Origin of the sequence: Streptomyces sp. GESEQ-35, from assembly GCF_017948485.1 — a bacterium.
Taxonomy (GTDB): Bacteria; Actinomycetota; Actinomycetes; order Streptomycetales; family Streptomycetaceae; genus Streptomyces.
Genome location: NZ_JAFFSX010000014.1, coordinates 108,142 through 120,993, shown reverse-complemented (window position 1 = coordinate 120,993; position 12,852 = coordinate 108,142). Strand labels below are relative to the sequence as shown.

The following is a 12,852-nucleotide window of genomic DNA, read 5'->3' as shown; positions in this document are numbered from 1 at the left end:
TCGGTCGTGCTGATGGCTCGTTCGCCTTCGGGACGCCGAAGCGGCCCCTGCGGCTCACTCGCGCGGGTTGACGCCGAAGCGAGTCCGGCCGGTCCACCGTAGCGTGCGCGCAGGCAGTGGGTTGACCAGAGCTGGAAGGCCGTCAACTGCCGGTGCCGGTCCGGCCCCAGTCGGGGCCCGCCCGGTCCCATGCCTGGTCCCAACGGGCGTACCGGCGGCGGACCATGCGCCAGACGATCAGCCGCCGGAAGCCGTCGATCAGGCCCGCGGTGAGCAGAGTGGCGCCGAATCCGGCGAGGACCGCGTGCGTCGTCGCCGTGGCGGGATCCAGCGGGCGGGCCACGACGCGGCCGTGGCCGTCCGTCCAGAGCGCGAAGTTGTCGCCCGCTTGCGGGTCTTCGACGTGGGCCATGACCGGCCCGTGCTGCGCGGTGCCGTCCGGTGCTGTCCAGTCGGCGAGGACACGACTTCTCATGTCCCGCCCGGTAGAGGTCTCGGGGTCGGCGTCCAGTGGGGAGCGGTTGAGTTTGCGCACCACGGTGGCCGTCACCACGTGGCGCGACTCCCGTTGGTCCCGGACGGACTGCTGGAGCGCGTCCTGCGTGACACCGCCGACCACGGAGCCCGTCATGGGCGCGGCGAACAGGATGAGCAGCAGAGCAGCCAGGGCGACCCAGGCCTCGGTCAGATCGGTCCTGCGGCGCAGCGGATTGTGTCGCCAGCGCCAGAGTCCGCTGATGGTTCGCACGGTTCGGCACCCCCTTCCCGCTCCGTGATAACCCCCGGCGGAGCCGTTCACGCAAGGCCCCGGTCAAGAGAGAGCGAAATCACCCCCGATCGGGCCTCTCACGAACTTCTCATGAAATCCACCATCACAACGCGCCGACCCCCGAGCCGAGTTCCCGCCCGCCGCGTCGGAGCGGGTGCTTCTCAGTCCAGGACCCTGACCGGGTCGCCGAGCCGGATCGTGCCGTGGGATTCGGGCACCAGGTTCTGTCCGAAGACCAGCTTTCCGCTGAGGCGGCGGTGTCGGCCGAGGGTGTGCAGGGGCTCTCTGCCGCGTCCGGCGGTGCCCTGGTCGGTGGTGGTCACGACACACCGCCCGCACATTTTGGCGACACGGAAGACGACCTCGCCGATGGCCAGGCGTGACCAGTCGTCCTCGGCCCAGGGGGCGGTGCCCGACACGACCACGTTCGGCCGGAAGCGGTTCATGGGCAGGGGGCCCTCGTCCGCGTGATCGCCCTGCGCGATCAGGGAGTTGAGGGCGTCGAGGGAGGCGGCCGAGGCGAGCAGCAGCGGGTAGCCGTCGGCGAAGGTGACGGTCTCGCCGGGCCGTGCGTACTCTGGGTCGACAGGCCGGCGCCTGGCCGGGTCGTCCATGTGCACGAGACGCACCTCGGTGCCGAGATGGTCACTGCACCAGGCGTGCGCCGCCGCGTCCGCGGCCGGGAACGCCTCGACCTTGTCGCGGAAGATCTCCACCATCACGCCGCCGATGGGCTCCGGGACGGTCACGGTCAACGGGGCCATGCCGGGTGCGGACAGGCGAACGCCGCCGCCGGGCACCAGCTCGGCGGCGGCCAGTGCGAGGCGCGGCTGCTGACGTTGCGTGACGACCTTTCCCCCGTCGTCGATCAGCGCCCAGCGCCGATCTCCGGCCAGGCCCCAGGGCTCCACGACGGCCTCCCGGGGCGCCTGGCCCCGGACCGCCTTGACCGGATGAACGTGAATCGACTGCAGCTGCGCGTACCCCATGAGGCCATCGTGCCAGCCGGCACCGACAGTCCCGGTGGAGGAATCAGTAGCCGCGGTACTGCTGCTGCTGGCTGTTGTACGGGTCCTGGTACGGAGCCGGGGTGGGCCGGGGAGCCGCGGGGCGCATCGCCTCGTAGCCCGTGCCGGGCGCCATCTGGCGCGGCTGCTGCTGTTGCGGTCCGGGATAGCCGCGGGGCGCGGACGCCTGCTGCGGGATGTACGCCGCGGGCGCCTGCTGGAGGGGAGCAGGCTGCTGCGCCTGCGGGTAGCCGTACGAAGCCTGGGACGGGCCGGCCGGGAGGGCCGGAAGCGCCGACGGCAGCGCGGGCAGGTGACTGCCCGGCATGTCGTACGCCGCGGGGACCCGGATCGGAGCGATCTGCGGGGTACCCCGCTCGGCGACGAGCCTGTCGTAGATCGGAGTGTCCGGGAAGGAGGCGGAGTAGTAGCCGCCGCCATAAGTGGAGCGGGGGGAGGTCATGGCACATAAGTTAAGCCCACGATGTGCTGGTTGGGGAGACCGATAAGAGGGTTGTTTTCCGTGTCGGCAGTGACGTGGGATCCCCAATGCGAGCGAACTCGGCAAAAAGGGGCGGCGGTCCACGTTCGGATCCTGTAAAGGCCGAGTTCCGCGCAGGTTGCCGGGGTTGGACGGCGATCTTCCGGTGGCTCCTCATGGGAGTTCGCCGTACCGGGGAATAGGTTGGTCATGTGGTGAACCCAATGGGCTGCCGGGGTGCGACGACCCGGCGCGGTGACTGGTGATGGGGGCGGACATGTCAATGCCAAAAGGATCGAATGCTCCGGTGCCGACGACGGCGCTGCGGGTCGAATTGGGCCGGCGCTCCGGACCGGGCGTACCCGACGCGGACGCGTCGGCTCTGCTGCTGGTCGGCGGAAAGGTCCGGTCCGACAGCGACTTCGTGTTCTACAACCAGCCGGAGCACTCCTCCGGCGCGGTTCGCCACGAGGGCAAGCGGGACAACGGCGGCGTGGTGGTCGACAGCATCCTCGTCGACCTCGCGCGCGTGGAGCCCGCGATCGAGACGCTGGTCCTGGCCGCATCGACGGACGGCGGTACGTTCGGCCAGGTGCCGGACCTCTACATCGAGGTCCGCGATGCCGCCCAGAACACCGTGGTCGCCCGCTTCGACAGCACGGGCGCGACCGTGGAAACCGCTTTCGTCCTCGGGGAGTTCTACCGTCGCCAGGGCGCCTGGAAGTTCCGTGCCGTGGGCCAGGGATACAGCAGCGGGCTCGAGGGCCTCGCCACGGACTTCGGCATCTCGGTGGACGAGCCGCAACCGGCCGCCGCCACGCCGTCCGCGCCCGTCGCACCGCCGGTGACCGCGCCGCCCGCTCCCGCGGCGCCCCCCGCGGCGCCGGTCAGCCTCAGCAAGGTGACGCTGACCAAGGCATCGCCCTCGGTCTCGCTGAGCAAGCAGGGCGGCACCTCGGGTGCCATGCGCGTGAACCTCAACTGGGAGATGCGCAAGCAGTTCTCCGGTTGGGGCAGCAAGCTCGGCCGTGCCGTGGCCATGCACTCCGACCTCGACCTCGACCTGTGCGCGCTGTACGAACTCACCGACGGCAGCAAGGGAATCGTCCAGTCGCTCGGCAACGCCTTCGGCGCCCTGCACCAGCCCCCGTTCATCCACCTCGACGGCGACGACCGCACCGGCGCCATGGCGAGCGGCGAGAACCTCACCGTCAACCTCGACCACAAACAGGCCTTCCAGCGCATCCTCGTCTTCGTGACGATCTACGAAGGAGCGCGTTCCTTCGCCGACCTGCACGCCACGGTCACCCTCACACCGCAGCACGGCGCCGCGATCGACTTCTCGCTCGACGAGTGCACCGTCCCCTCCACGGTGTGCGCGCTCGCCCTCATCACGAACACGGGCAGCGACCTGGTCGTCCAGCGCGAGGCCCGCTACCTGGTGCCCGAGCGCGGGGTGAGCCCGCAGCGGACGATCGACTACGCCTACGGCTGGGGCATGAACTGGACCCCCGGGCGGAAGTGAGCCGGTCTCAGCCCTCGTCGGGGACGGCGCCCGGACGTGCGTAGGTGCGGCCCTTCCAGGCCGCGCCGCGCCCCCGATAGTGCTGGACCGCGGAATCGACCGTCATGAGGAGATACAGAAACGCGGTGAACGGCAGCAGAGGAGCGAGCCACAGGGGCTGCCGGTAGTAGCGGAGCATCGGGACGTACGTCCCTGCCATCACCAGCCACGCGAGGACACCGACGACCGCGACAGCCGTGTCCCCTGTGGCCAGGCCCCAGGCCAGGGCAACGGGCGGCACCAGATAGACCAGCGCGAGACCTGCGACCGTACCGGCGAGCAGCAGCGGACTGTGCCGCAACTGCGCATATGCGCTGCGCGAGACCATCCGCCACAGGTCGTGCAGCCGTGGATACGGGCGCACGCTGTCCACCCGGTCCGCCAGCCCCAGCCAGATGTGACCCCCACTGCCCTGCACGGCACGCGCGAGTGCCACGTCGTCGATGACGGCGTGCCGGATGGCGTCCGGGATCCGCGCCCGCTCCGCCGCCTCGGTACGCAGCAGCACACAGCCGCCCGCCGCGGCCGCCGTCCGCGCCGCCTTCTTGCCGATCCGGCGGAAGGGATACAACTGGGCGAAGAAGTAGACGAAGGCGGGTACGACGAGCCGCTCCCACACGCTCGCCACCCGCAACCGGGCCATCTGCGACACCACGTCGAAACCCCCGGTGTGCGCCGCCGCGACCAACTCCCTGAGGCTGTCCGGCGCATGGGCGATGTCGGCATCCGTCAGCAGCAGGTACTCGGGGTCACGCGCGCGTGCCACGCCGATGCCATGGCGCACCGCCCACAGCTTGCCGGTCCAGCCCGCGGGTGGCTCGCCGGGTGACGCGACGGTCAGCGGCAGGCCGCCGTGGCGTCGCGACAGCTCCCGGGCCAGTTCGCCGGTGCCGTCCGAGCTGCCGTCGTCGATCAGGAAGACCTCTGCCCGCCCCGGATAGTCCTGGGCGAGCAACGACGGCAGGCTGTCAGGCAGTACGGCGGCCTCGTCCCGGGCCGGGACGACGACACAGACATGGGGCCATGACGCCGGTTCGCGACGCGATGGCAGGCGTACGTCCGTACGCCAGAAGAAGCCCTGGCCCAGCAGCAGCCACAGCCAGGCGGCCAGCGATGCAGCGGCGGTCCACGCGATGGCACTCACGCGCGCAGTCTGCCCCACCGGCCCGGCCCCACACGGCCCATCGACTATCGTGGCCGGGTGAAGATCGCGCTGATGGACTCCGGAATCGGTCTGCTGGCGGCCACCGCCGCGGTACGGCGTCTGCGACCCGACGCAGATCTCGTCCTCTCCCTGGACCCCGACGGAATGCCCTGGGGACCCAGGACCCCCGAGGACCTCACGGAGCGCGCCGTCGCCGTCGCCGAGGCGGCCGCCGCCCGTCGGCCCGACGCCCTGATCATCGGCTGCAACACCGCGACCGTCCATGCACTGACCACCCTGCGCTCCCGCCTCGAACCCGGTATCCCCGTGATCGGCACCGTCCCGGCGATCAAGCCGGCCGCGGCCGGTGGCGGCCCCTTCGCGATCTGGGCGACCCCGGCCACCACCGGCAGCCCCTACCAGCGCGGTCTGATCCGGGACTTCGCCGGCGGAGTGAGAGCCACCGAGGTGCCCTGCCACGGCCTGGCCGAGGCCGTGGAACACGCAGACGAGGCCGCCATCGCCGCCGCCGTCGCCGCGGCCGCCGCACTCACCCCCGACGATGTAACGACCGTCGTCCTGGGCTGCACCCATTACGAACTGGTCGCCGAGCGCATCCGCGCCGCCGTGCAGCGCCCCGGCCGTCCGCCGCTGGTCCTGCACGGCTCCGCCGGGGCGGTCGCCACCCAGGCGCTGCGCCGGATCGGTGAACAGCCCGCTCCCGGGGCAGCCGCCGACGGCACCCTGACGGTGCTGTTGAGCGGACGCGAGGGGGCGCTGCCCGTGCCCGCCCTGGCCTACGACGAGGGCAGGCTGCTCCAGGCGGTCAGCCCCGCCCGGTGACCGACAGCCACAAAACGGACGTCTGTGCTCCAACGGACGCCCGCCCGGCGCAGTCACCCTGTGCAACGCGGTACCCGCGCGGCGAAACCTGAGTAACCTCTTAGCCATGAGGGACCACTCCCGCGATGCGAAGGCCCCGCCACACCCCGACATCTGGACCGGACGTGCCACGAACCGGGTCCAGTGGCTGCTGGCGCTCGTCGGCGCGGGCTGCATGGCGCTCGGGATCGAGCTCGCCGTCGACTCGGCGTGGACGTCGGGTGCCGCCCCACTCGTCATGGCGGTCGTTGGCTGCATCGCCGCGGGCCTGCTGGTTCTCTTCGGCACCCTGGCCTTCGTCCACGTCGACCTGACGCTCGACAAGGAGTGCGTGGAAGTCCGCTGCGGTCACATGGGTGTGCCCCGCCGCCGTATTCCGCTGGCTCATGTCGCCGGCGCGGACTTCGACCCGCAGATCACCCCGCGGCACTGGGGCGGCTGGGGCTACCGCTGGCGGCCCGAGAAGGGCACCGCAGTTGTCGTACGGCGTGGCGAGGGCGTGGTGCTCCGGCTGTGGGACGGCCATACGTTCACGATCACGGTGGACGACGCTGAGGCCGCCGTACGGGCTATTCGGGCCCGACTGCGACCGAGCGCACCCGGACCGGTGCACTGAAGCCCTACGCGCGCGGGTCTGTTCTTCGACCTCATGGCGCCAGGCGGTCACCGCGCGGGCGGGTGTCCCAGGTCCGCTGGGGTGGCTCGTCGGCGAGCGGGCGTGCCGTGGCCAGTCCCGCCAGCAGCCCCGCGCCCACGGACACCGCGGTGAAGCTGAGCACGTTGCCGACCGCGGCGGTCGCCGCCAACGCGGTGAGTGCGCCGCCCGCGGTGAGTGCGATCGGCGTGGAACGGGGAGTGCGCCACAACGCGTGGAGGACCCAGCAGAAGGCCAGTGCCAGCAGGGCCACGCCGATGACACCCTGTTCGGCCGCCTGTTGCAGGGGCGCCGAGTGCGGCTTGCCGTCGGACAGCAGTGTCTGCGTGGCCGTCGTACTGAGCTCCCCGAAGCGCCCCGGGCCGACGCCCAGGGCGGTATCGCCGTGGACCATGTGCAGGGCGTCGTGCCACAGCTCGATCCGGTGCCGCGTCAGCTGACCCTCCAGCGCCGCGGCGAGCCCGTCCGGCACCGCGTTCCCGGCCACCGCCCAGGGCAGGCCGGCTCCCAGGCCCGCCACAAGGGCCAGCCCGACGATGCCAAGGCCCCGCCGGTGCATTCGGCCCGCGGCGAGCGAACACAGCAGCACCGCCACGCAGAGGACGAAACCGGTGATGGAGCCCAGGGCGGCCGCGGTCACGGCGATCCCGGCGGCCAGTCCGCGCAGAGCGAGCCGCAGCGCGGGCGCGGGCGTCGCCCAGGCGGCGCAGCAGGCGGAGCCGGCGGACAGGGTCAGTACGGCCGCGGTGGCGCCGGCATGACCGAGCGGTGTGATGATCTCCGGCCCCGGCGCCAGATGCGGAACGGCCACCGTCAGGGTCAGTCCGGCCAGAGCCGCGGCGCAGGGCGCGGCAACCGGCAGCAGCGCCCCGGAGATCCGCCCCGCGGCATAGCCTGCCGCCACCGCCAGGATCGCGAGCAGCACGCCCTCGGGGCGGCCGCCGTGCACGGTCGCCGTGATGAGCGACCAGACGGCGCAGGCCCCGAGCACCGCCACGCCTGCCGCGTCCGAAACGTTTCGTCTGTCGCCGACCTCCTCGGGTCCGGCCGCAGACGTCATCCCCGTGGAACCCACCCCGCCCCCCGAACCCGGTCCCCCGACCTGTGACGTGCCTCGGCCATCCGGCCGAAAGCGGCCGTACGACAAAGGCTCCGGCACACCGTAACGGGTGATGAACGGTTTGTGGATGAGTTGCGCCGAGTTGCGCAGGAATGATGTGGCGCCCGAGCTGGGGGAACGCCCGTACCGGCCCGCGGACCGCGCTGTCGGCGGCAAGGTCACCGGCCGTACACTCCGGGAGTGACCGTCACCGCAACCTCCGTGGACGAGTCGGATCAGCTGCCACCGCAGAACGCGCCCGCCTCGCGCCGAGCGCGGCTCGCGCGCCTCGTTCCGGCCGCCGTCGCGGCGCTCTCCGGAGTGCTGCTCTACATCAGCTTTCCGCCACGCACCCTGTGGTGGCTCGCCCTGCCGGCCTTCGCGGTCTTCGGCTGGGTGCTGCGCGGCCGCAGTTGGAAGGCGGGCCTGGGCCTCGGCTATCTGTTCGGCCTCGGGTTCCTGCTGCCGCTGCTGGTGTGGACCGGTGTGGAGGTCGGCTCCGGGCCCTGGCTCGCGCTGACCGCGATCGAGGCGATCTTCGTGGCGCTGGCCGGCGCGGGCATCGCCGCGGTGTCGAGGCTGCCCGGCTGGCCGGTGTGGGCGGCCGCTGTGTGGGTCGCCTCGGAGGCGGCACGCGCGCGTGTCCCGTTCGAGGGTTTCCCGTGGGGCAAGGTCGCGTTCGGGCAGGCGGACGGGATTTTCCTGTCGCTCGCCGCGGTCGGGGGCACCCCGGTGCTCGGTTTCGCGGTCGTCCTGGGCGGCTTCGGCCTGTACGAGGTCGTACGCCTGGCCATCGAAGGTCGGCGCACCCACGCCGTCCGGCGGGGCGCCGCCGCGGCGGCGCTGCTGAGCGTGGCCGTCCCGGTGATCGGGGCCGTGGCCGCCCGGCCGCTGGTGAGCGACAAGGCCGAGGACGGCACCGCGACCGTCGCCGTCGTCCAGGGCAACGTGCCCCAGGCCGGACTGGAGTTCAACGCCCAGCGGCGGGCCGTACTCGACTATCACGCGAAAGAGACGGAACGTCTGGCCGCCGAGGTCAAGGCGGGCAAGGTCGCCCAGCCCGATTTCGTGCTGTGGCCCGAGAACTCCTCGGACATCGACCCGTTCGCCAATGCCGACGCCCGCGCCGTCATCGACCAGGCGGCCAGGGCGATCGGTGTGCCCATCTCGGTCGGCGGCGTCGTGGAACGGGACGGCAAGCTCTTCAACGAGCAGATTCTGTGGGACCCGGTCAAGGGACCGATCGACACGTACGACAAGCGGCAGATCCAGCCGTTCGGCGAGTACCTTCCGCTGCGTTCGCTCATCGGGGCCATCAACAGCGACTGGACGAGCATGGTCCGCCAGGACTTCAGCCGAGGCAGCGATCCGGGTGTGTTCACCATGGACGGCGCCAAGGTCGGCCTGGTCACCTGTTACGAGGCCGCCTTCGACTGGGCCGTACGCTCCGAGGTCACCGACGGCGCGCAGATGATCTCCGTACCGAGCAACAACGCGACCTTCGACCGCAGCGAGATGACCTACCAGCAGCTCGCCATGTCCCGGGTCCGCGCCGTCGAGCACAGCCGGACCGTCACCGTGCCGGTGACCAGCGGGGTGAGCGCGATCATCATGCCCGACGGGAAGATCACCCAGAAGACGGGCATGTTCGTGGCCGACTCGCTGGTCCAGAAGGTGCCGCTGCGCTCCTCCGAGACACCCGCCACGAAGCTGGGCATCCTGCCGGAGATCTCCCTGGTCCTGGTCGCCGCGGGCGGACTCGGCTGGGCGATCGGGGCGGGTGTGCGCGGGCGACGCGCCCGTGACGTGTAGCCGTACGCCTTCGGAACGATCTCGAGGTGAGGGAACCGGCCCGTTAGGGTCGGACTCATGGCTACCCCTGACTTCATCCGTACGCTTCGGGCCTCGGCCGGTCAGCAACTGCTGTGGCTCCCCGGAGTCACCGCCATCGTCTTCGACGACGACGGCAGAGTGCTGCTGGGCCGCCGTTCCGACACCCGCAGGTGGTCGGTGATCGGCGGCATCCCCGATCCGGGGGAGCAGCCGGCGGCCTGCGCGGTACGGGAGGTCGAGGAGGAGACCGCGGTGCACTGTGTCCCCGAACGGGTCGTCCTGGTGCAGGCGCTGGAGCAGGTCACGTACGCCAACGGCGACGTCTGCCAGTACATGGACATCACCTTCCGCTGCCGGGCCGTCGGCGGCGAGGCGCGGGTCAACGACGACGAGTCGCTGGAGGTGGGCTGGTTCGACGTGGACGCCCTGCCCGAGCTCAACGAGTTCGGGCTGCTGCGGATCAAGCAGGCCCTGTCGGACGCACCCACATGGTTCGACCCTATGAGTTTCAGCTGAAGTATGGGTTCTGAGCACATGTGGTGGGGCGTGGACGCTGCCTAGGGTCGTGCCATGACGGCTAGCAGCTCCCTCCCGGGACCCCATGCCCCCTCGCTCGACCTCGGCGGCCGTACCGCCCTCGTCACCGGTGCCGCCGGCGGTATCGGCCGAGCCTGTGCGCTGCGGCTCGCGGCCGCCGGGGCCAAGGTGAGAGCGGTCGACCGGGACGCCGAGGGCCTGGAGTCACTCGCCGAGGGGGCCCGGGACCTGGCGGGTACGGTCGAGCCGCACGTCCTCGACCTCACCGACCTGGACGCCGCGGAGATTGCCGCGGCGGGCACGGACGTCCTCGTCAACAACGCCGGGCTGCAACTGGTCCGCCCCATCGAGGAGTTCCCGCCGGACGTCTTCCACACGGTGCTCACCGTGATGCTGGAGGCACCGTTCCGGCTCATCCGCGGCGCTCTGCCCCACATGTATGGACAGGGCTGGGGCCGGATCGTGAATGTGTCCTCCGTCCATGGGCTGCGCGCCTCGGCTTTCAAGTCGGCCTATGTGGCCGCCAAACATGGACTGGAGGGACTGTCCAAGACCGCGGCCCTCGAAGGCGCTGCCCATGGAGTCACCTCGAACTGTGTGTGCCCCGCCTATGTGCGCACCCCACTGGTCGAGAAGCAGCTCATCGACCAGTCCCGGGCGCACGGCATTCCCGAGGAGCGTGTCCTGTCCGAGGTGCTGCTGCTGGACAGCGCCGTGAAACGGCTGATCGAACCGGAGGAGGTCGCCGAGGCCGTGGCCTATCTGTGCGGTCCGCAGGCCTCCTTCGTGACCGGCACCTCGCTGGTCCTCGACGGCGGCTGGACCGCCCACTGAGCGGGCCGCTGCCGCAGGCCCGTCGAGTTGTCCACAGGGCTGACGGGGCGGCGGTGCGATGGGGAATCCTGTGACCATGTCCCGCGATCACGTGCAGTCCGCCGAACGTTCCGCCACCGGTGCCGGAGCGAGTGCCGGCAGCGCCGAGGCGCCGTTCCTCGACCTGCTGGCCCGCGGCGCCTCCGCCGAGGCCTACGAGCAGCCGGTGTTGCAGGCCCGCGCCGAGGGCCGCGCCGCCGAGTGGGTCGCCGCGCTCGAGCGCGCCAAGCTGAGCGCGTTGCGCGTGCGCGCGGAGCTGGAGGGACGACGCCGACGCGAGGCGGAGCTGTCCGCCCTGTTCGAGACGGCCCACGACCTGGCAGGACTGCGGGATCTGGACGCCGTCCTCCAGGCGATCGTGCAGCGGGCCCGCTCCCTGCTCGGCACGGACGTCGCCTACCTGAGCCTGAACGACCCCGCGAAGGGTGACACCTACATGCGGGTCACCGAGGGCTCGGTCGCGGCACGCTTCCAGCAGCTGCGGCTCGGGATGGGGGAGGGGCTCGGCGGCCTCGTCGCCCAGACGGCCCGGCCGTACGTCACCGAGGACTACTTCAAGGACGGCCGTTTCCAGCACACCCTCACCATCGACGCGGGCGTGCGGGACGAGGGCCTGGTCGCCATCCTCGGTGTGCCGCTCATGCTGGGGCAGCACGTGATCGGCGTGCTCTTCGCCGCCGACCGAAGGGCCCGGGTCTTCGAGCGGGAGCAGATCGCACTGCTCGGCTCCTTCGCCGCCCTGGCCGCGGCCGCCATCGACGCCGCCAACCTGCTCGCCGAGACCCGCTCGGCCCTGGCCGACCTGGAGAAGGCCAACGAGATCATCCAGGACCGCAGCGGCGTCATCGAGCGTGCCTCCGACGTCCACGACCGGCTCGCCGAACTCGTGCTGCGCGGCGGCGGCGTACACGACGTGGCCGCCGCCGTCTCCGAAGTCCTCGACGGCACGGTCCAGTTCACCGAGGCGACCGACGCACCCGCCCAGGCCCTGGAAGCCTCCCGGGCCGAAGGGCATGCCGTGCGGCACGCGGACGACTGGATCGCCGCGGTGGCCGCCGGCGGCGAACTGCTCGGCGCGCTCGTGCTGCGCGGCCATCCCGGCCTCGACCCCGTCGACCAGCGCACCCTGGAACGCGCCGCGATGGTCACCTCGCTTCTGCTGCTCGCCCGACGCTCCGCATCCGAGGCCGAACAGCGCGTCCGCGGTGAACTCCTCGACGATCTGCTGGACGCCCGGGACCGCGATCCCCGCCTGCTGCGCGAGCGCGCGGCGAGACTCCACGCGGACCTCGACGCCGCCCATGTGGTCCTCGCTGCCCGCCTCGACGGCGTTGCCGCCGACGCCGACCAGGAGGCGGCGGCCCGTCGGCGCCTCTGGTCCGCCGCCTCGCACCTCGCCGCCACCCGGCACGGGCTGGCCGCGGCCCGCGACGGCGGCACGGTCCTGTTGCTGCCCCTCGACCAGGGGGACACCGCCACCGAACTGGCCCGCCGCACCGCCGTACACCTCGGCACGGCCGTCCACGAGGCGGTCACCGTCGGCGCCTCCGCCCCCGTGGCGGATCTCGCCGCCCGCCCGGATGCGGTAGCGGCCGCCTACGAGGAGGGCCGCCGGTGCCTCGACGCCCTGCGGCTGCTCGGCCGCCACGGCGACGGCTCCGCCGCCGAGGATTTCGGATTCCTCGGCCTGCTCCTCGCCGGCGGCCGGGACATCGCCGGCTTCGTCGACCACACCATCGGCCAGGTCGTCGGCTACGACGAACGCCGCGGCACCGATCTGCTACGCACCCTCGACGCCTACTTCGCCTGCGGCATGAGCCCGGCCCGCACCAAGGACGACCTGCACGTCCACGTGAACACGGTCGCCCAGCGCCTGGAGCGTGTCGGCCGCCTCCTGGGCGCCGACTGGCAGAGCCCGGCCCGTGCCCTGGAGATCCAACTCGCCCTGCGGCTGCACCGGTTGTCGGCATCGCCACCGAAGTGATGACCACGGCGGCGGCCCCGCACG

Annotated in this window: 12 protein-coding genes; 7 read left to right on the top strand and 5 right to left on the bottom strand. The window is 71.8% G+C overall.

Annotation, left to right across the window (positions count from 1 at the left end; all coding sequences use genetic code 11):
- Nucleotides 1–142: 142 nt before the first annotated feature.
- The 3 genes from KCH87_RS26400 to KCH87_RS26390 all read right to left on the bottom strand — a co-directional run bounded on the left by KCH87_RS26400 (nt 143) and on the right by KCH87_RS26390 (nt 2,239).
- Entirely contained in the window at nt 143–748 is a 606-nt protein-coding gene (locus KCH87_RS26400; RefSeq protein WP_210588749.1) for a hypothetical protein, read from the bottom strand.
- 182 nt (nt 749–930) lie between these two features.
- Entirely contained in the window at nt 931–1,758 is an 828-nt protein-coding gene (locus KCH87_RS26395) for an MOSC domain-containing protein (RefSeq protein WP_210588748.1), read from the bottom strand.
- Between the two features lie 43 nt (nt 1,759–1,801).
- Complete coding sequence (locus KCH87_RS26390; protein WP_210588747.1) at nt 1,802–2,239, bottom strand: DUF6643 family protein; 438 nt, start codon at nt 2,237–2,239, stop codon at nt 1,802–1,804.
- A 301-nt stretch (nt 2,240–2,540) separates the two neighbouring features.
- Between KCH87_RS26390 and KCH87_RS26385 the strand changes: the two genes are divergently transcribed.
- Nucleotides 2,541–3,782, top strand: a complete 1,242-nt coding sequence (locus KCH87_RS26385) for a TerD family protein (protein ID WP_210588746.1) — start codon at nt 2,541–2,543, stop codon at nt 3,780–3,782.
- 7 nt (nt 3,783–3,789) lie between these two features.
- Here KCH87_RS26385 and KCH87_RS26380 read toward each other — a convergent pair whose 3' ends face one another.
- Entirely contained in the window at nt 3,790–4,965 is a 1,176-nt protein-coding gene (locus tag KCH87_RS26380; RefSeq protein ID WP_308298918.1) for a glycosyltransferase, read from the bottom strand.
- A gap of 57 nt (nt 4,966–5,022) precedes the next feature.
- On the opposite strand from KCH87_RS26380, the gene KCH87_RS26375 reads away from it, so the two are divergent.
- Together KCH87_RS26375 and KCH87_RS26370 are read left to right on the top strand one after the other, a co-directional pair.
- On the top strand, nt 5,023–5,808 hold the full coding sequence (locus tag KCH87_RS26375) for a glutamate racemase (protein ID WP_210588744.1): 786 nt from the start codon (nt 5,023–5,025) through the stop codon (nt 5,806–5,808).
- Between the two features lie 106 nt (nt 5,809–5,914).
- Nucleotides 5,915–6,463: a hypothetical protein gene (locus KCH87_RS26370; RefSeq protein WP_210588743.1), complete on the top strand. Its 549-nt coding sequence runs from the start codon at nt 5,915–5,917 to the stop codon at nt 6,461–6,463.
- Nucleotides 6,464–6,494: 31 nt separating this feature from the next.
- On the opposite strand, the gene KCH87_RS26365 is transcribed toward KCH87_RS26370, so the two are convergent.
- Nucleotides 6,495–7,562 (bottom strand): O-antigen ligase, encoded by a 1,068-nt coding sequence (locus KCH87_RS26365; RefSeq protein WP_210588742.1) that lies wholly within the window; start codon nt 7,560–7,562, stop codon nt 6,495–6,497.
- A 240-nt stretch (nt 7,563–7,802) separates the two neighbouring features.
- On the opposite strand from KCH87_RS26365, the gene lnt reads away from it, so the two are divergent.
- The 4 genes from lnt to KCH87_RS26345 all read left to right on the top strand — a co-directional run bounded on the left by lnt (nt 7,803) and on the right by KCH87_RS26345 (nt 12,828).
- Complete coding sequence (gene lnt, locus KCH87_RS26360; protein ID WP_210588741.1) at nt 7,803–9,413, top strand: apolipoprotein N-acyltransferase; 1,611 nt, start codon at nt 7,803–7,805, stop codon at nt 9,411–9,413.
- Nucleotides 9,414–9,470: 57 nt separating this feature from the next.
- The gene (locus tag KCH87_RS26355; protein WP_210588740.1) at nt 9,471–9,950 is read left to right on the top strand and encodes an NUDIX domain-containing protein; all 480 of its coding nucleotides are present in this window, start codon (nt 9,471–9,473) and stop codon (nt 9,948–9,950) included.
- 54 nt (nt 9,951–10,004) lie between these two features.
- Nucleotides 10,005–10,805, top strand: a complete 801-nt coding sequence (locus KCH87_RS26350; RefSeq protein ID WP_210588739.1) for a 3-hydroxybutyrate dehydrogenase — start codon at nt 10,005–10,007, stop codon at nt 10,803–10,805.
- A gap of 76 nt (nt 10,806–10,881) precedes the next feature.
- Nucleotides 10,882–12,828 carry a GAF domain-containing protein gene (locus KCH87_RS26345; RefSeq protein WP_210588738.1) on the top strand — a complete coding sequence of 649 codons (1,947 nt, stop codon included), beginning with the start codon at nt 10,882–10,884 and terminating at the stop codon, nt 12,826–12,828.
- Nucleotides 12,829–12,852: the final 24 nt, after the last annotated feature.

Coding starts and splice junctions, on each gene's coding strand:
- KCH87_RS26350 (WP_210588739.1), top strand. CDS start 10,005: ATGACGGCTAGCAGCTCCCTCCCGGGACCCCATGCCCCCTCGCTCGAC.
- KCH87_RS26395 (WP_210588748.1), bottom strand. CDS start 1,758: ATGGGGTACGCGCAGCTGCAGTCGATTCACGTTCATCCGGTCAAGGCG.
- KCH87_RS26345 (WP_210588738.1), top strand. CDS start 10,882: ATGTCCCGCGATCACGTGCAGTCCGCCGAACGTTCCGCCACCGGTGCC.
- KCH87_RS26390 (WP_210588747.1), bottom strand. CDS start 2,239: ATGACCTCCCCCCGCTCCACTTATGGCGGCGGCTACTACTCCGCCTCC.
- KCH87_RS26385 (WP_210588746.1), top strand. CDS start 2,541: ATGCCAAAAGGATCGAATGCTCCGGTGCCGACGACGGCGCTGCGGGTC.
- KCH87_RS26370 (WP_210588743.1), top strand. CDS start 5,915: ATGAGGGACCACTCCCGCGATGCGAAGGCCCCGCCACACCCCGACATC.
- KCH87_RS26365 (WP_210588742.1), bottom strand. CDS start 7,562: ATGACGTCTGCGGCCGGACCCGAGGAGGTCGGCGACAGACGAAACGTT.
- KCH87_RS26355 (WP_210588740.1), top strand. CDS start 9,471: ATGGCTACCCCTGACTTCATCCGTACGCTTCGGGCCTCGGCCGGTCAG.